The following is a 16,851-nucleotide window of genomic DNA, read 5'->3' as shown; positions in this document are numbered from 1 at the left end:
TCTCGCCGTCGCCGGTCCATGAATTCAGCGAGCCGGTGCCGGAGCGGTGCCGGCTTTCGCTGTGATGCCGAGTGCCGCGAGGATCGCCGCCACCGCGAGAATCGCCGAGCTGATTTCGAATGCGAGCCGGAATCCCTGGGTGAGTGCGGATTCGGTGGAGATCCCGGACTCGAGCAACGCGGTGCTGCGGCTGATCGCGACGGTGCTGAGCACGCCGAGCCCGAACGCGCCGCCGAGCTGTTGCGTCGTCGTCACCAGTCCGGAGGCCAGTCCGGTGATGTCCTCGTGGGTTTCACCGACCGCCGCGATGGTGATCGACACGAACGCCAAGCCCATTCCGAACCCGGCGGCCAGCATGCCCGGCAACAGCTCGAGATAGCCTCCCGTGGGTGACAGCCGCGACAGCGCGAGCATGCCGAGACCGCAGGCGACCATCGCGGTGGTCAGAACCCAGCGGACGCCCAAACGTGGAGTGAGGGCCGCCGAAGTCGCGAAGCCCGCGATCACCAACGCGCAGAACGGCAGCCAGGCCGCTCCGGTTCGGGCCGGGCTGTAGTGCATGACCTGCTGCAGGTGGAGGGTGAGGAAGAACAACATCGACAGGATCGCCGAGCAGAACAGGACGTTGGCCGCGTTGGCGACCGCCCGATCCCGATCGCGGAAGAACGACAAGGGAATCAGGGGGGACGCGTGGCGCCGTTCGCGAACGAGGAACGCGAGCAGCAGCGCGAGACCCGCACCCAGCCGGAACGCCGTCGCGGCGAAGGATGCTCGGCCGCTGTCGATCAGCCCGTAGTCGAACGCCGCGACCGCCGCGGTGATCAGGGCTGCGCCGAGCCCGTCGATGCGCGGCCGCACGGCCTCGCTCCGGGTTCCCGTCTCGACCAGTCGTGGGATGGCGACCAGGGCGATCAGCGCCACCGGCACGTTGATGAAGAAGCACCATCGCCAGCTCGCGTACTGAGTGATGACGCCGGAAAGCACCACGCCGAGCGTGGCAGCCAAGCCGCCGAGGCCGGCCCAGATGCCCAAGGCGCGACTTCGTGCCCGTGGGTCGGTGAACAATCCCGCGACGATGCTCAGCGCGGCCGGACTGGCGAGAGCGCCGCCGATGCCCTGACCCGCGCGGCTCGCCACCACCATCAAACCGTTCTGCGCGAGGCCGGTGGTCAGTGACGCGACCGCGAACACGGTGACGCCCACCAGGAAGACGCGCTTGCCGCCGAACAGGTCGGCGCAACGTCCGCCGAAGATCAGGAACCCGCCGAACAGCAGGAGGTAGGCGTTGACGATCCAGGTCAGGTCGCTTTCGGACATGTGCAGCGAGCGCTGGATGGTGGGCAGTGCGACGTTGACCACGGTGTCGTCGAGATTCAGCATCATCTGCACCGAGCACAACAGCGTCAACGCCAGATAGCCGGACCTCAGGCCGGGGCGCGGTGCGATCGTCGAAGTAGTCATGGTTCCTTCATTGGTGGTGTACCACTATTACCGAGCTATGGTGACATCCGATTTAATGGTGGTCAACCACTAATTAGTGTGCCGTGGGTAGGCTGTGCCGGTGAGCGAACCGCAAGAGGTGCCGAGCATGGCGGAGTTGGTCGACGTGCTGCAGCGCGCGGTCGGGCTGGTGCGTGCGCATTTCGCCGCTGCCACAGCGCGTTTGGGCGTGACCCCGGCGCAGGCCAAGGCGCTGGGGCGACTGGCTACGCCCATGACGCCGAAGGATCTCTCCCGTCAGTTGGGTGCCGACCTGTCGAATACCGCGACCATGGTGGACCGCTTGGAGGCGCTGGGCTTGGTGCGCAAGGAGGTGCACCCCACCGATCGCCGCGCGCGCCTGCTGACTCTCACCGAGCGGGGAGAGGAACTCCGGAGAACTCTCGATCGAGAGGTGTTCGACAACGTGCCCGCACTGGCCGTGCTCGACGAACCGGAGCGCAGGCAACTGTACGGGCTGCTGCGCCGCGTGACGTCGGGCTGAGCGCCGCGAGAGACCCGCTAGCCCGGCTCGCTGCGGATGGTTTGCCAGGAGACGCACCACATCGAGAATCCGAAAGGCTTCGGCCGCTGGTGAAAGGCGATATCCCGCTGGCGATAATGCCGGGAATTCGGTTGTCGGCGCTTTTGGGACCGTTCAGTGGGTCGAGTTGCGCGAGAAGCGGTGGAAACGGCGGCGGTTTCGGAGATGTTTTTCTCTCGTTCCGGTGACGGTCACGAATCGAAACCGAGTGCATGCCGTGGCGGCGCACGGCTTCGTCACCGAATCGGAGGAGAACTTTCGTAATTATTTACGATGTCGCCCGGGCATCCGGGCCGCTCGGAGTTCGCGCTCGGGGAGGCACGGCTTATTCGGGGACGGTCGGCGCGGAGTTCCGCCGGAAGCGAGTTCACTGTCGCGGCCCGCGATCGATCTTGCATCTGTACTTACATTCTGTCCGGCCGATGTCGCGCACCGGGAACCGCGCTCACCGTTGGCACGCAAAACAGTGGCCCAGCCTTGGCGAGAGGCTGGGCCACTTCGAGCTCGGGTTCAGCTTGCGGTAGCAGGTACCCACCGGACCGCGGGTGCGGCCGGACGGTTCCGCATGGCAGCGAAACTGTGCCGCGCGGGACTGATGAACGCGGTGAACCAAGAGCGACGGTGCTCGGCGAGCGCCGCCGCGACAGCGGGGATCTGAATGCAGTGCACTCGCCCCGCCATGCCCAGGCGGTGGCGACCCGCCCGGTTGATTCTGGTGCCCAATGGTGTTCCTTTGCTTCGCTGGTGTCGGCCTGGATCGCCACGGCGAAGATTAGCGGAACGAAACTGATCGGCAGAGTATTTTGCCCGAGTAATTGCCTCGGCGTGTCGGAAAGTCGTCGCGGCCGAACCGTAAACATCCGGAATTGTTGCGAATCGGTCTCGGCGCTGTCACGGATCGGGCAAATGGCTTCCCGGGCGGTGGAATACGCGACCGCATCGGGTAATCGGCCGGATCGCCCGTCGACGGGCCGGGCCTACGAGGCGGACCGTCGCCGACGCGTTCGGGGCAGCACAGGCTCCTGCCAGGCCCGGATGCGAGACTGGTCGAATGTTACGAATCGGCCTCACCGGAGGCATGGGAGCGGGGAAGTCGACGGTGGCTCGCGCACTGGCCGACCTCGGCGCGGTGGTCATCGATTCCGACCTCATCGCCAGGGAGGTGGTCGAGCCGGGCACCGAGGGACTCGCCGCGCTGGTGGAGGCGTTCGGCGCAGGCATCCTCGCCGCGGACGGCAGTCTCGACCGGCCCGCCCTGGCCGCCGCGGCCTTCGGTGACGACGCGGCGCGCGCGAGACTGAATTCGATTGTGCACCCGCTCGTCGGAAAACGTACCGCGGAATTGATCGCGGCCGCACCCGCGGACGCCGTTGTGGTGCAGGATATTCCGCTTCTGGTGGAAAACGGCCTGGCGCCGTTGATGAATCTCGTGCTCATCGTCGACGTCGACGCGGAAACGCGAATTCGCCGTTTGGTGGAATTCCGTGGTGTCGCCGAATCCGATGCGCGTGCGCGTATTTCGGCGCAGGCCACCGACGAGCAGCGCCGAGCCGTTGCCGATGTATTGCTGGACAACAGTGGCGCGCCGGGTGAGGTCGAGGCGGAGGTACGCGCGCTGTGGGCGGAGCGCCTGGTGCCCTTCGAGCGCAACCTGCGCGCCGGGACGCCCGCGCGACGCGGTGACATCCGGCTGGTGCCCGCCGATCCGGCCTGGCCCGCGCAGGCGCAGCGGCTGATCGCCCGGCTGTGGGTGGCCTGCGGCAGCGCCGCCTCCCGGATCGACCACGTCGGTTCCACGTCTGTGCCGGGCCTGCCCGCCAAGGACGTCATCGATCTGCAGATCACGGTCGCCGACCTGGCCGCCGCCGACGGCCTGCGCGATGCCATCGCCGCCGCGGGATTCCCGGCGCGGCCGGAGAGTACCCAGGACAATCCCAAGCCGACGCCGCAGGACCCGGCGGGCGTCGACACCGCGCTGTGGAGCAAGCGCTTCCACCAGAGCGCCGACCCCGGCCGGCTGGCCAACGTGCACGTGCGCGTCGAGGGTTCGCCGGGGCAGCAGTACGCGCTGCTGCTGCGGGATTGGCTGCGCGCCGACGCCGGGGCTCGCGCGGAGTATCTCGCCGTCAAGCGTGAGGGTGAAGCCAAGGCGGCAGGGCTGACGGGTGCGGAGGCCACCGCCGCCTACCTCGACGTCAAAGAGCCCTGGTTCGACGCCGCGTATCCGCGGGCGCTCGCTTGGCGGGAGTCGTCGGCGCCTTAGCCGCTCCGGCCCCGGCCGTCCGCCGCGCCGATCGGGTCGGGTGTGCGCAGGTCCGGTACTACAGCCAGGTCAAGGTGATGTCCATGGTCTCCAGCCAGCCCTCGAAGGTGTGACCGTTCGCGGCGATGCCGTCGATGGCGGCGGTGGCGTGCTGCACCGCCGCCTCGGCGTCGGCGAGGCTGATCAGGCCCGCGGCGTGCGCGGCGATCAGCTCGTCGACGTCGAGCAGCTGCGTCTCGCGTGCGGAGCGCACGACGATGTCGAGGTAGTGATCGACGGACTTCCACTTCTTCGGGGCGACCGGCGTGAATTCACCGATGTCGAGGTAATAGTCCTGGTCGCGCCGATGCGCGGGCAGGTAGTGGAAGATGGTCGCGCGCAGGTGCAGCTTCGGCAGCAACCAGGACTCGATGTAGTGGAACTGCGGGTGATCCGAGGTGCGCGCCATGTACAGGCCCCACGGCTCGACGTGGTACTTCTCGACCGGGCGCACGAAGCCTTTCGGATCCGTGTTCGTCAGGTCCGCGAGGTTGAAGTACTCGACTTTGGGCCGGTGCACGTCGACGATGGGTGCCTGCGTCATGCATCAAGAATCTACCGCCGTTCCCGGCGCGTCGAGCCGGAGGCAGTAATCCGCGGGCTACATCCAGGTGAGGGTGATGCCGTGGGTGGCGAGCCAGCCCTCCACGCGGTGATCGTGCGCGGCCAGCCCGTCCAGCACGGCCGTGGCCCGCTCGAACGCCCGGTGCGCCTGCGCCGTCTCGACCAGTCCCGCGGCATGCGCGGCGAGCAGTTCGTCGACGCCGAGCAGTTCGGCGGTGCCGCCGCGGCGCACGGCGATGGACAAGTACTGGTCCACCGCCTTCCAGCGTTTCTGGCCGACCCGGCTGAACTCGCCGACGTCGAGGCGGTAGACCGGTTCCCGGTGGTGTGCCGGGTTGGTCCGCGCCAGCGTCGCGCGCAACGAGAGTCCCGGCAGCAACCAGGATTCGAGGTAGTGCGAATCCGGTCCGCCGACCCGGCGGGCCATGTACAGGCCCCACGGCTCGACGTGGAAGCGGTCGACCTGGCGGACGAAGCCCTTGGCGTCGGTGTTGCTGAGTTCGGCCAGATTGAAGAACTCCACCCGCGGCCGGTGCGGCGCCGGTCTGACGGGAGCGATCGGCCCTGGTGGGGCGGCCATGACGGCGCCGGCGACGGAGGGAACCACCGCGCGGATGTCTCTGGCGACGTACCCGGCGATGCCGGTCACAGCCGGCACGGCGACGAGCAATGGAATCAGACCGCTCATGGCTTTTGTCCTTCACCACGTCCGAACAACCAGATCAGGTTACACCTGGGTCGGGGTGCTCGCGCGGTTCGCGATAAGGTGTTCTTCCACACGAAACCTGTTGCCGCAACGGACATTTCGGACATGTAACCGTTCGCGCCGAGCGCGGGTACGTGGGCTGTGAGGATGCGGTCGAGCGCAGGCCGCACGGCGAACTCCGTACCGGCGAGGATGATAGGAGCGGGCTCGCACCGCTTCATCGAAAGTCGTTGAAATCATTCGCTTTCGGTGTACCCACCGCGCGGTGTCGCTTATCCCCTTCTTCTCGATGGCCGACAGGCGGCTCGATCGCGTCCGTGCGTATCGGTGGCACGCGAACTCGGGAACTTTCGGCGAACGACCGGCCGGCGACCGCTTTCGGTGTGATCGGTTTCACAGCGCCGAAGCGTGGGGCATCACCCGGCTCGTGACCGTCCGTTGTCCACGGGAACCTGTCGGTGGGTGGGCCTAGGCTGGTGAGCATGGCATTCGCAACCGAGATTCCGGCGGAGGGCTTCGAGGACAGGGCCGCCGAGCAGCCGCTCGCGCACTCGGAGTTCCGCCCGGTCGGCGAGATCGAGCGCGTCGGCGGCCGGTTCGAGGTGGTCAGCGAGCACCAGCCCGCGGGCGACCAGCCTGCCGCGATCGCCGAACTGGAGCGCAGGATCACCGCGGGGGAACGCGACGTGGTGCTGCTCGGCGCCACCGGTACGGGCAAGTCGGCCACCACGGCCTGGCTGATCGAGCGGTTGCAGCGGCCGACGCTGGTGATGGCGCCGAACAAGACGCTCGCCGCCCAGCTGGCCAACGAACTGCGCGAGATGCTGCCGAACAACGCCGTCGAGTACTTCGTCTCCTACTACGACTACTACCAACCCGAGGCGTACATCGCGCAGACCGACACCTACATCGAGAAGGACAGCTCGATCAACGACGACGTCGAGCGGCTGCGCCATTCGGCGACCTCGAGCCTGCTGTCCCGGCGCGATGTGGTGGTGGTCGCCTCGGTGTCGTGCATCTACGGCCTCGGCACGCCCCAGTCGTATCTCGACCGGTCGGTGCAGCTGCAGGTCGGCACCGAGATCGATCGGGACGCGCTGCTGCGGCTGCTGGTCGACGTGCAGTACACCCGCAACGACATGGCGTTCACCCGCGGCTCGTTCCGGGTGCGCGGCGACACCGTGGAGATCATCCCGTCCTACGAGGAACTCGCCGTTCGCATCGAGTTCTTCGGCGACGAGATCGAGGCGCTGTACTACCTGCACCCGCTCACCGGCGACGTCGTCCGTCAGGTCGACATGCTGCGGATCTTCCCCGCCACCCACTACGTGGCGGGCCCGGAGCGGATGGAGCGCGCGGTGCACGACATCGAGGCCGAGCTGGAGGACCGGCTCGCCGAGCTGGAACGTCAGGGCAAGCTGCTCGAGGCGCAACGGCTGCGCATGCGCACTCAATACGACCTGGAGATGATCCGGCAGGTCGGCTTCTGCTCCGGCATCGAGAACTACTCCCGCCACATCGACGGCCGCCCGGCCGGTTCGGCGCCCGCGACGCTGCTGGATTACTTCCCGGAGGACTTCCTGCTCGTCATCGACGAGTCGCACAACACCGTCCCGCAGATCGGCGGTATGTACGAGGGCGACATGTCCCGCAAGCGCAACCTGGTGGAGTACGGCTTCCGGTTGCCGTCCGCGGTGGACAACCGGCCGCTGACCTGGGAGGAATTCGCCGATCGGATCGGGCAGACGGTGTATCTGTCGGCGACTCCCGGTCCGTACGAACTCGGGCAGACCGGTGGCGAGGTGGTCGAGCAGGTCATCCGGCCGACCGGCCTGGTCGATCCGCAGGTCGTGGTGAAGCCGACGAAGGGGCAGATCGACGATCTGATCCACGAGATCAGGCAGCGCACCGAGCGTGACGAACGGGTCCTGGTCACCACACTCACGAAGAAGATGGCCGAGGACCTCACCGACTACCTGCTCGGGCTGGGGGTCCGGGTGCGCTATCTGCACTCCGAGATCGACACCTTGCGCCGCGTCGAGCTGCTGCGGCAGCTGCGGCTCGGCGAATACGACGTGCTGGTGGGCATCAACCTGCTGCGCGAGGGCCTCGACCTGCCCGAGGTGTCGCTGGTGGCGATCCTCGACGCGGACAAGGAAGGATTTCTCCGCAGCACGACCGCGCTGATCCAGACGATCGGGCGCGCGGCGCGCAACGTCTCCGGCGAAGTGCACATGTACGCGGACAAGATCACCGACTCGATGCAGTTCGCCATCGACGAGACCGAACGCCGCCGCGCGAAACAGATCGCCTACAACGAGGAAATGGGCATCGATCCGAAGCCGCTGCGCAAGAAGATCGCCGACATCCTCGATCAGGTGTACCGCGAGGCCGACGAGACCGAGGTGGAGGTCGGCGGCTCCGGACGCAACGCCAGCCGGGGCAGACGCGCGCAAGGCGAGCCGGGGCGGGCGGTGAGCGCGGGCGTGTACGAGGGCCGCGACGTCAAGTCGATGCCGCGCGCCGAACTGGCCGATCTCGTGAAGGAACTCACCGCACAGATGATGAACGCGGCTCGGGAGTTGCAGTTCGAACTCGCCGGGCGGTTACGCGACGAGATCGCGGATCTGAAGAAGGAATTGCGCGGCATGGACGCCGCCGGGTTGAGTTGATCCGGGGCGCAGCGGCGCTGCCTCCGCGGTCCGTTCCCGGAACGACCGCGGAGGCAGCCGAGCCGTCAGGCCTGGGTGGCCATCCATTCGTTCACCCGGCGCTCGGCCTCTTCGCGCGAGACGTCCTCGACCTTGGTGAGCACCACCCAGCGGTGCCCGAAGGGATCGATCACCACGCCGAACCGGTCGCCGGTCACGAAGGTCTGCGGCTCCTCGACCTTGCGGGCGCCGTGTTCGACGGCGCGCCGCACTACGGCGTCGACATCGGGGCAGTAGTGCACGATCGAGGTGTGCACCCACTCGCCGTTCGGCGCCAGCACGCCGTTGTCCGGGATGGGCAGCCCCATCTGCAGGGTCGAGTCGCCGATCTTCAGTTCGGCGTGCGCGGGCTGCCCGTCGGGCATGTCGTTGCGAGTGACGACCTCGGCCTCGAAGACGGCGGTGTAGAAATCGATCGCTTTGTTGCCGTCGCCGACCGCGAGGAAACAGGTGATCGAGTGGTAGCCATCGGCAATGGGATTCACTGTGTTCGTCATGACCACTACTTTCGCCGGTCCGGGCCCCCGGGTCTTGTAAGAAAGCGACACCGTGCCGCGTAGCGCCGAATCATCCGCCGCCGAGCCGCCGCAGCCCCGCAATCCCTTCGCGCCCGAGGACACGAAGGGCATTCTGCATCCGGACGAGCAGGCGAAGCATCGCTCTCTGGTTCGCTTGCCGCCGGGTCCCGCGGTCGACCGCTACATCGAGTGGTACTGGGCGGTGAGCTGGGATCTGCGGGGCAGGCCGCCGTACCGGGCGGAGGTCCTGTCCTATCCGAGCGTGAACGTCACCTTCGAGCGATCCGAAACGCGCACCGGCGGATTCGTCAACGGCGTGACCACCACGAAATTCATCCGCGAACTCAGCGGGCTCGGGGAGACGTTCGGCATCCGCTTCCGTGCGGGCGGATTCGGCGCGTTCACCGGCCTGGATGTCGGCTCGTTCCGCGATCGCGCCGTGCCACTCGCCGACGTGCTGCCCGACGCCGCGAACTTGACCGAACGCGTGCTGGACGCGCCGACTGTCGAGCGGCGTCGCCACATCGTCGAGGAATACCTCGCCGACCACCCCGCGGTCGAGGACCCGACCTATCGGTCGGTGCTGCGCATCATCGACGCCATGGCCACCGACCAGGAGCTCACCAGGGTCGATCAGATCGCCGAGCGGTTCGATGTGCCCGCCCGCACGCTGCAGCGCATGTTCCGCCGCTACGTCGGCGCGGGGCCGAAATGGGTGCTGCGGCGCTATCGATTGCAGGACGGCGCCGATCTGCTCGCGAAAGGCCGTACCGAGGATCTCGCCGCGTTGGCCGCGGAACTGGGCTATTTCGACCAGGCCCATTTCTCGCGTGAGTTCACCGCGGAAGTGGGTATGGCACCCCTGGAATACGCCAAGAATTCCCTACGTCTCCGGAACGAGGTCACCGCCAAGGTCATCCCGGCGAGGGCTTAGTTGCCGGACAGCCGACGAGGAGCTGGACATGGATGTCGTGGTGTTGATCGGACGAGTGTTGTTCGCGCTGCTGTTCCTGGCCTCCGCCCTCGGGCATTTCACTCAGACCGAGGCGATGGCGGGGTACGCGCGGAGTAAGGGCGTCCCGATGGCGAAGGCCGCAGTGTTCGGCTCGGGGGCGCTGTTCCTGCTGGGCGGCCTCAGCGTGCTGTTGGGCATCTGGGCCGACCTCGGTTCGCTGCTGTTGGTAGTCGCGCTGCTGCCGACGGCGGCCGTGATGCACCGGTTCTGGCAGGAGTCCGATCCGCAGACCAGACAGGGCGAGATGATCCATTTCAACAAGGACGTCGCCCTGGCGGGCGCCGCCCTGATGCTGTTCGCGTTCTTCGCGCACGTCGACGAACTCGGATTGACCATCACCGGTCCGCTTTTCGACCTCTAGTCCGCGCTCCGCGCGCTAATATTGCGCGTCCTTTTCACCGCAGGAAGAAGAAGCCATGGACATCATCGGAGCGATTCTCGGCATATTCTGGGCAAACTATCGGCAGTGGCCGTAGCCGCACGGTAGTCCGGGCCCGATCGGTCCGTTCCCGGCACGTGATCAACGTGCGGGGCGGACCGATCTTCGTGTGACGGACCTGGCTCTGTGATGAATATCCCAGGCCCGCAACGGCGTTGAAGGCCGTTGTGGCACATCACAAGTTTAGTTCTCCGAAATTGCGTCTGCCCTGGTTGGTCCGGCCCTTCCGGTATTCCCTGGCGAATACGCGGCGGGAATGGCCGGACGGCCCCGGTGTGATGTCTTGCGATTTCTGAAATTTCCGCACCGATTGCCGCTATGGTCGACCCCAGTCGCCGCGCCGGCGCGCCGTCGAACCAGAGGCGAACCCGTGCGCAGCACCCGACACACCGCATAGTTGGAGGAGAAATGACCGCCTACCGGACCATTGTCGTCGGTACCGATGGCTCGGACTCGTCGTATGTCGCCGTCGAGAAGGCAGGGGCGCTGGCCGGTGTGTCCGGCGCGACCCTGGTCGTGGCCTGCGCGTACTACCCGACCGACGACCGCGATGTCGCCGCCGCGGCCGACGTGCTCAAGGAGGAGGCTTACCAGGTACGCGGTTCCGCGCCGACCAATGAGATCCTGCGCGTCGCCAGGGACAAGGCGATCGCGGCGGGTGCGGCCGACATCGTCGAGCGCGCCATCGTCGGCGAGCCGGTGGAATCGCTGCTGGCGCTGGTCAAGGAGGTCGACGCCGATCTGCTGGTCGTCGGTAACCGGGGCCTGAACACCCTGGCCGGACGGCTGCTCGGCTCGGTGCCCTCCGATGTGGCGCGCAAATCGCGCTCCGACGTCCTGATCGTGCACACCGTGCGCTGAGTCCCGCCTCGGCCGAAAGGCTCCGTGCCCACCGCGAACAGCGTTGTGGCACGGAGCCTTTCGTCTTCCGGTGCGTCGGTGATCAGCGCAGCCGGTCGAGCACGGCGGGCAGGTCCGCGCTGTGCACCACGCCGAGCCGCTGGGTGGCGCGGGTCAGCGCGACGTACAGATCGTTGAGGCCACGCGGCGATTCGTCGAGGATGTCCCGCGGTTCCACCAGATAGACCGCGTCGAACTCCAAACCCTTCACCTCGTGCACGGTCAGCACGCGCACCGATTCGCCCGCGAGGTCGGCCAGCGGTGCCACCAGCGCCTGCGGCGCGATCACCGCCGTGGTCCCCGGCCCCGTCTCGGTGGCGACCAGCCGGGCGACCTCCGCGTGCACGTCGCCGGGCTCGACCCGGTACGCGCGCGGCGCGACGCCGGTCTCGCGGACCGAGCGCGGCGCGGTCGCCGTCGGATCGATGGCGGCGAGGACGTCGGCGGCTACGTCCATGATCTCCGCGGGGGTGCGGTAGTTGACGGTGAGTTCGGTCAGCTTCCACCGGGCCGCGACGTAGGGCTCCAGCATCCGCTGCCACGACGACGTGCCCGCCGGGTCGCCGGTCTGCGCGACGTCGCCGACCACCGTCACCCACCGGTTCGGGATGCGCCGCATCACCATGCGCCAGGCCATCTCCGACAGCTCCTGCGCCTCGTCCACGATCACGTGGCCGTAGGTCCAGGTGCGGTCGCCCGCAGCGCGCTCCGCGGTCGTCTGCCGGGTGCGGAAGTCCTGACGTTCGGCCAGCTGGCCGGCATCGATCAGGTCGTAGGCCATCAGAATCTCGGGATCGAGGTCGTCCTCCAGATCCTGGGGCGCGGAGCCGGTGAGGATGTCGAGGGCGTCCTGCGCCTCGGCGAGCTGGGCGCGCCAGCGGCGGCGGGCGCGTTCGCGTTCCTCGGTGTCGTCCACGCCGAGCAGTTCGGCCAGCTCGTCCAGCAGCGGTGCGTCCGCCGGACTGAACCGCCCGTCGTCCGGCCGGAGCAGTTCGGCGCGGTCGGCCGGGTCCAGCGAGCTGGCGGCCCGGTCCAGTCGCTTCGGGTCGGCGAGCAGGTCGGCCAGGACATCCTGCGGGGACAGGATCGGCCACAATTTCGCGATCGCCGCCTGGATCTGCGGGTCGGCGCGCATCTCGTCGCGGATCTCGGTGAGATCGGCCGAGCTGAGCAGACTGGGCCCACCGGAGAGGTCGGCGCCCATGGTCGCGGCGAGCTGATCGGTCAGCGCATCGACCACCGAGGCGGCGAAGATCGGCCGCGCCAGGTTGTGCGGGCGGCGCGAGGAACGGGCGCGGCCACGGGCCTTCGTGGCGATCTTGCGATCCAGCGTGACCGGATAGCCGTCGAAGCCCAACCGGATCGGTTCGGCGGGCACCTCCTGACGGTCGCGCACGGCCTGCTTGAGCACCTCGAGTATCGTCAGCGACCCCTTGATCTCGCCCGCGCGCAACGAGTCCTCGCGCGCGGCCCGGACGCCGGGGTACAGATCGCCGATGGTGGACAGCAGCACGCCGGTTTCGCCGAGCGACGGCAGCACCTGCCCGATGTAGTCCAGGAAGGTGGCGTTCGGCCCGATGATCAGCACGCCGCTCTTGGCCAGCTGCTGCCGATAGGTGTAGAGCAGATACGCCGCCCGGTGCAGCGCGACTGCGGTCTTGCCGGTGCCGGGCCCGCCCTGCACCACGAGCACGCTCTTGTGCTCGGAGCGGATGATCGCGTCCTGCTCGTGCTGGATGGTCTCGACGATGTCGTTCATGTGGCCGGTGCGCGCGGCGTTGAGCGCGGACAGCAGCGCGCTCTCGCTGCCGACACCGCCGTCCGCGGCCGTGACACCGGCCCGGCGCGCGGCGGTCAGATCGAGGTACTCGTCGTTGATCGCGGTGACCTTGCGGTTGCGCGAGCGGATGTGCCTGCGCCGGGTCACCCCGTCCGGCGCCGCGGTGGTGGCCAGGTAGAACGGCCGCGCCAGCGGGGCGCGCCAGTCCAGCAGCAGGCTCTCGTAGTCGTCCTTCTCGTCGAGAATGCCGAGCCTGCCGATGTAGCGGTACTCCTCCTGTTCACCGTCGAGGTCGATGCGGCCGAAACACAGGCCGTGTTCGGCGGCGTCGTATTTCGCCAGGTCCTCGGTGTAGAGCTGACTGAAGGACTCCCGTTCGCTGCGGGCCTGCGGCGTGCCGCCGGTCTCCAGCAGCACGGTGCGCAGGCGATTGCGCGCGTAGTCGCGCATCTCGTCGAGCCGCTCGTACAGCACCGACAGGTAGGCCTGCTCCTGATCGGTTTCGCGGGTCCGCTCGGGCGCGCCGCCGCCTGCGGCACGGTCCTGAGTGAGGTCGGGCAAACTGAACTCCTTGTCACCGCGAACAGGCGCGAGCACGCCGCCGGGATCGGGCAGGTGCACGCACGGAAAACAGAGTTGTCGAGTCTACTGGGGTTGCGGCGGGCTCGCCGTAACCGCAGGTGAGGCCCCCGGCGCCGGGGCGGGGGCGAGGTCGGCGGGCGGTGTGAGCTGCACCGGCGTGAAATGCTCGACCACCGGGAACGGGTCGTAGAAGTGGTGTAGCAGGTCCTTCCAGCGCTGATATTCCGGCGAGCCGCGGAATCCGACGACGTGATCGTCGAGCCGGTCCCATTCCACCCGGAGCAGGTAGCTGCCCGGCGACTCGACACCGCGCGACAGCGACAGCGCCCGGAAGCCGGGCATGCTCGCGATGATCGGCCGTGCCGCGGCGAAGGCGGCTTCGAAATCGGCGGCGAGTTCGGGGCGAACCGGCAGAAGTGCGTGTTCGATGATCATGGCGAGCTCGTCAGGACGCGTGGGTGCTGTTGGGTCTGCGGCCTTTGGTGACGGTGCCTTCCCGCCGTCCAGGCGGCTTCGCGCGGTACATCGCCAAGTCCGCGTCGTGCAGCACCGCCTCCGGGCTGCGCCGGTCGCCCACCCCCAGTTCGGTGACGCCGATCGAGGCGTTCACCTCGATCCGGTGCCCGCGCGCGATGATCGGCTCGGCCATGGTGGAGCGCAGCCTGCTCACCAGCGCGTCGATGTCGACGCGGCGGGTGCGGCCGGACAGCAGGACCAGGAATTCGTCGCCGCCGAGCCTGCCGACGATGTCGTCGCCGCGCAGTGCGCGCTGCAGGCGCTGGGCGACGATCTGCAGCACGGTGTCGCCGATGGCGTGCCCGAGCGTGTCGTTGATCGCCTTGAACCCGTCAAGATCGATGAACAGCACGGTGGACACCGGCAGCAGTTCCTCGGTGCTGGCCAGCGCGGCGGCCAGCTGGGACAGGATCAGCGAGCGATTGGCCAGCCCGGTCAGCGAGTCGTGCGTGGCCTGATACTCCAATTGCCTTCTGCTGGCGCGGAATTCGGTGATGTCGGCGAAGGAGGACACCGCCGACGAGCGCGGATCGCCTGGATTGAGCAGGCGGCTGCTGCCCGACAGCCAGCGCCGCTGGCCGTCCACCCGGTCGACGCCGAAGACATAGCCGGTGATCGTCTCGCCCGTGGCCAGCGTGCGCGCCACCGGATGGCGGCTCGGCGGCAGCGGCTGGGCGTTCGCGTCCAGCAGCACCAGCGGCAACGACTGGATGGTGCGCCCGATGACCATGCCGTCGGGCCCCTCGGTACCGAAGATGCGCTTGGCCGCCGGGTTCATCGACTCGATCCGGCCCTCCGGATCGATCACCACGACGCCCTCCTCCAACTGGGACACGACCGTGGTGAAGTAGTGCTCGGCCCTGCGCTGCGCGGCCTCGGCATGGCGCTGGGCGGTGAGGTCGTGGATGACCACCTGATAGGCGAGGTGATCGTGCCACGCGGTCAGCACGGACACCGTCTCCACGGGCACGGTGCCGCCGTCCACCCGCATCAAGGTCATCTCGGTGGGAATCGAGGCCGCGCCCGCGGTGGTGAGTGTGCTGATGCGGTCGAGCATCGAGGGGACGGAGGCGGGGTGGACGAAGTCGGTCAGCGGGCGGCCGATGATCTCCTCGGCGTCCTCCGCGGCGAGCAACCGGACGGTGGCCGGGTTGACGTAGACGACCCGGCCACGCTCGTGCACACAGATCCCGTCCGGGGTGTGCTCGACCAGGGAGCGGTAGCGCGCAGCCAGCTGTTCGGCGGCGTCGACCGCCGCGGCCAGCTTGTCGTCACCCACTCGAACCCCCGATCATCGACCCCATTATGGCCATTGGAACACGGGATTATTCTGGTATCGACGTGGACAAGATCACATCCTCCACGCTATTGCTTCGATCACAGTACTGGCACGTTCTCGGGCCGGATCCGGCGATCATGGCAGAAACCGGTTTCTGCGTCGAGGCGGGGCAGACGGTTGGGCCCGCCCTGGGAGCCGGTGAAGGAGCGATACATGCCGGGTGCCGACCCGAACGCCGCTACGCGGTTCCGCACCGATCCGCGGGGGCCTCGAGACAACATGACCATCGCCGGGATCGGCGCGATCACCGGGTACGGATGGGGACGTGAACAGCTGTGGGACGGCTTGCTCAGCGGCAAGTCGGCGGCGGCTCTGCAACCGGGCTACGGGCCCGGCCGCGACGACGACGCGTGGGTCGCGCTCGTCCCCGACGGCGGGGACCCCGAGGTGAGCACGAGCCGGTACGGGCGGGCCGTGCACGAGGCGGCGCGGGAGGCCGTCGCCGACGCACGCGACCGGGGCTGGCGGCCAGGCCGCACCGTCGGCCTGCTGCACGCCATCGTGCTCGGCGACGTGGTGAACTGGCGCGACTTCTACCTCGTCGACGGCGGCCGCCGCCGGTCGAGGGACTACCTGCGGCTGTTGCCGTCCACGCCGGTCTCGATGCTGATGCAGGAATTCGGCTTCCACGGCCCGGCGATGAACATCTCCGCCGCGTGCAGTTCCGCCAACGTCGCGCTCATCACCGCGAAGCTCTGGCTGGACGCGGGCATGGCCGACGACGTGATCTTCGTGGCGACCGACCTGTCCGCAACCCCGGACATGCTGGACAGTTTCGTGCGGCTCGGCGCCGCGGTCGCCGACGCCGAACCGCTGGACGCCTGCCGTCCCTTCCAGGAGGGCAGTCGCGGGTTCAGCATGGGCGAGGCCTCGGTGGCGTTCGTGCTGACCCGTTCGGTGGATCGGCCCTATGCGGCGGTGCTCGGTGGCGCCATGTCCAACGACGCCTATCACGTGGTCTCGGTCGACCCGACACACGAGCAGATCCTCGACTGCGCTCGCGGCGCGCTCGCCGCCGCGCACGTCACCGCCGCCGACGTGCGCTATTTCAACGCGCACGGCACCGGGACCCGGCAGTGTGACGTGGCCGAGCACCATCTGCTAGCGGACGTGTTCGCCGACCGCCCGCACATCTACGCGGTGAAACCGCTTGCGGGCCACTGCCAGGGCGCCGCGGCCGCCGTCGAGGTCGCGGCCGCCGCGCTCGGCTACGACCGGGGCATCGTGCCCGCGGCCCCGATCGTCGCGCCCGCGCATCCACGGCTGCTGGACGGCCCCACACCGTTCGAGGGCGGCATCACCGTGAAGCTCTCCCTCGGTATGGGCGGCAACAACTCCGTCGTGGTGCTCGGCGCCGCGTGATCGTGGCCGCCACGCGCGGCGCGACGCGGGCACTCGCCCCGGGCCGAGCCTGAATTCCGCCTGCGCCAGTCTTTTTCGCTCGATGGGGACTTTC

Annotated in this window: 13 protein-coding genes and 1 pseudogene; 7 read left to right on the top strand and 7 right to left on the bottom strand. The window is 68.2% G+C overall.

The features are described from left to right. Positions 1 to 24: 24 nt before the first annotated feature. Positions 25 to 1,461, bottom strand: a complete 1,437-nt coding sequence (locus ACL03I_RS17500) for an MFS transporter (RefSeq protein ID WP_364430369.1) — start codon at positions 1,459 to 1,461, stop codon at positions 25 to 27. A 100-nt stretch (positions 1,462 to 1,561) separates the two neighbouring features. Here ACL03I_RS17500 and ACL03I_RS17495 point away from each other — a divergent pair, with 100 nt between their 5' ends. Both ACL03I_RS17495 and coaE read left to right on the top strand, forming a co-directional pair. Next, positions 1,562 to 1,984: a MarR family winged helix-turn-helix transcriptional regulator gene (locus tag ACL03I_RS17495; protein WP_356967860.1), complete on the top strand. Its 423-nt coding sequence runs from the start codon at positions 1,562 to 1,564 to the stop codon at positions 1,982 to 1,984. 1,090 nt (positions 1,985 to 3,074) lie between these two features. Then, positions 3,075 to 4,286: a dephospho-CoA kinase gene (gene coaE / locus ACL03I_RS17490; protein WP_364430365.1), complete on the top strand. Its 1,212-nt coding sequence runs from the start codon at positions 3,075 to 3,077 to the stop codon at positions 4,284 to 4,286. Between the two features lie 58 nt (positions 4,287 to 4,344). Here coaE and ACL03I_RS17485 read toward each other — a convergent pair whose 3' ends face one another. Together ACL03I_RS17485 and ACL03I_RS17480 are read right to left on the bottom strand one after the other, a co-directional pair. After that, positions 4,345 to 4,869: a ribonuclease FAU-1 family protein gene (locus ACL03I_RS17485; protein WP_355078218.1), complete on the bottom strand. Its 525-nt coding sequence runs from the start codon at positions 4,867 to 4,869 to the stop codon at positions 4,345 to 4,347. Positions 4,870 to 4,926: 57 nt separating this feature from the next. Beyond that, the gene (locus tag ACL03I_RS17480; RefSeq protein WP_412806484.1) at positions 4,927 to 5,577 is read right to left on the bottom strand and encodes a ribonuclease FAU-1 family protein; all 651 of its coding nucleotides are present in this window, start codon (positions 5,575 to 5,577) and stop codon (positions 4,927 to 4,929) included. 500 nt (positions 5,578 to 6,077) lie between these two features. Between ACL03I_RS17480 and uvrB the strand changes: the two genes are divergently transcribed. Continuing rightward, positions 6,078 to 8,267, top strand: coding sequence for an excinuclease ABC subunit UvrB (gene uvrB, locus ACL03I_RS17475; protein WP_356967868.1), 2,190 nt, complete (start codon positions 6,078 to 6,080; stop codon positions 8,265 to 8,267). A gap of 65 nt (positions 8,268 to 8,332) precedes the next feature. Here uvrB and ACL03I_RS17470 read toward each other — a convergent pair whose 3' ends face one another. Beyond that, on the bottom strand, positions 8,333 to 8,803 hold the full coding sequence (locus tag ACL03I_RS17470) for a VOC family protein (protein WP_355078215.1): 471 nt from the start codon (positions 8,801 to 8,803) through the stop codon (positions 8,333 to 8,335). Between the two features lie 52 nt (positions 8,804 to 8,855). Between ACL03I_RS17470 and ACL03I_RS17465 the strand changes: the two genes are divergently transcribed. From ACL03I_RS17465 to ACL03I_RS17455, 3 genes are all read left to right on the top strand, one after another. Next, positions 8,856 to 9,758 (top strand): helix-turn-helix domain-containing protein, encoded by a 903-nt coding sequence (locus ACL03I_RS17465; RefSeq protein ID WP_355078214.1) that lies wholly within the window; start codon positions 8,856 to 8,858, stop codon positions 9,756 to 9,758. Between the two features lie 28 nt (positions 9,759 to 9,786). Continuing rightward, positions 9,787 to 10,200 (top strand): DoxX family protein, encoded by a 414-nt coding sequence (locus tag ACL03I_RS17460; protein WP_355078213.1) that lies wholly within the window; start codon positions 9,787 to 9,789, stop codon positions 10,198 to 10,200. Positions 10,201 to 10,686: 486 nt separating this feature from the next. Next, a complete protein-coding gene (locus ACL03I_RS17455) occupies positions 10,687 to 11,139 on the top strand; it encodes a universal stress protein (RefSeq protein ID WP_355078212.1) in 453 nt (150 codons plus the stop codon). 82 nt (positions 11,140 to 11,221) lie between these two features. Here the strand turns inward: ACL03I_RS17455 and ACL03I_RS17450 are convergent, their stop codons facing one another. The 3 genes and pseudogenes from ACL03I_RS17450 to ACL03I_RS17440 all read right to left on the bottom strand — a co-directional run bounded on the left by ACL03I_RS17450 (position 11,222) and on the right by ACL03I_RS17440 (position 15,335). Next, positions 11,222 to 13,519 (bottom strand): HelD family protein, encoded by a 2,298-nt coding sequence (locus tag ACL03I_RS17450; protein WP_412806483.1) that lies wholly within the window; start codon positions 13,517 to 13,519, stop codon positions 11,222 to 11,224. A 171-nt stretch (positions 13,520 to 13,690) separates the two neighbouring features. Further along, positions 13,691 to 13,975: pseudogene (locus ACL03I_RS17445) on the bottom strand (antibiotic biosynthesis monooxygenase family protein); the annotation flags it as partial. A gap of 10 nt (positions 13,976 to 13,985) precedes the next feature. Beyond that, a complete protein-coding gene (locus ACL03I_RS17440) occupies positions 13,986 to 15,335 on the bottom strand; it encodes a diguanylate cyclase domain-containing protein (protein ID WP_355078211.1) in 1,350 nt (449 codons plus the stop codon). A 279-nt stretch (positions 15,336 to 15,614) separates the two neighbouring features. Between ACL03I_RS17440 and ACL03I_RS17435 the strand changes: the two genes are divergently transcribed. After that, positions 15,615 to 16,757 carry a beta-ketoacyl synthase N-terminal-like domain-containing protein gene (locus tag ACL03I_RS17435; protein ID WP_355078341.1) on the top strand — a complete coding sequence of 381 codons (1,143 nt, stop codon included), beginning with the start codon at positions 15,615 to 15,617 and terminating at the stop codon, positions 16,755 to 16,757. Positions 16,758 to 16,851: the final 94 nt, after the last annotated feature.

The sequence above is a fragment of the Nocardia sichangensis genome (genome assembly GCF_047200615.1).
Lineage (GTDB): Bacteria > Actinomycetota > Actinomycetes > Mycobacteriales > Mycobacteriaceae > Nocardia > Nocardia sichangensis.
The sequence above is the reverse complement of the archived record's forward strand: the minus strand, read 5'-3'. Positions and strand labels throughout refer to the sequence as shown.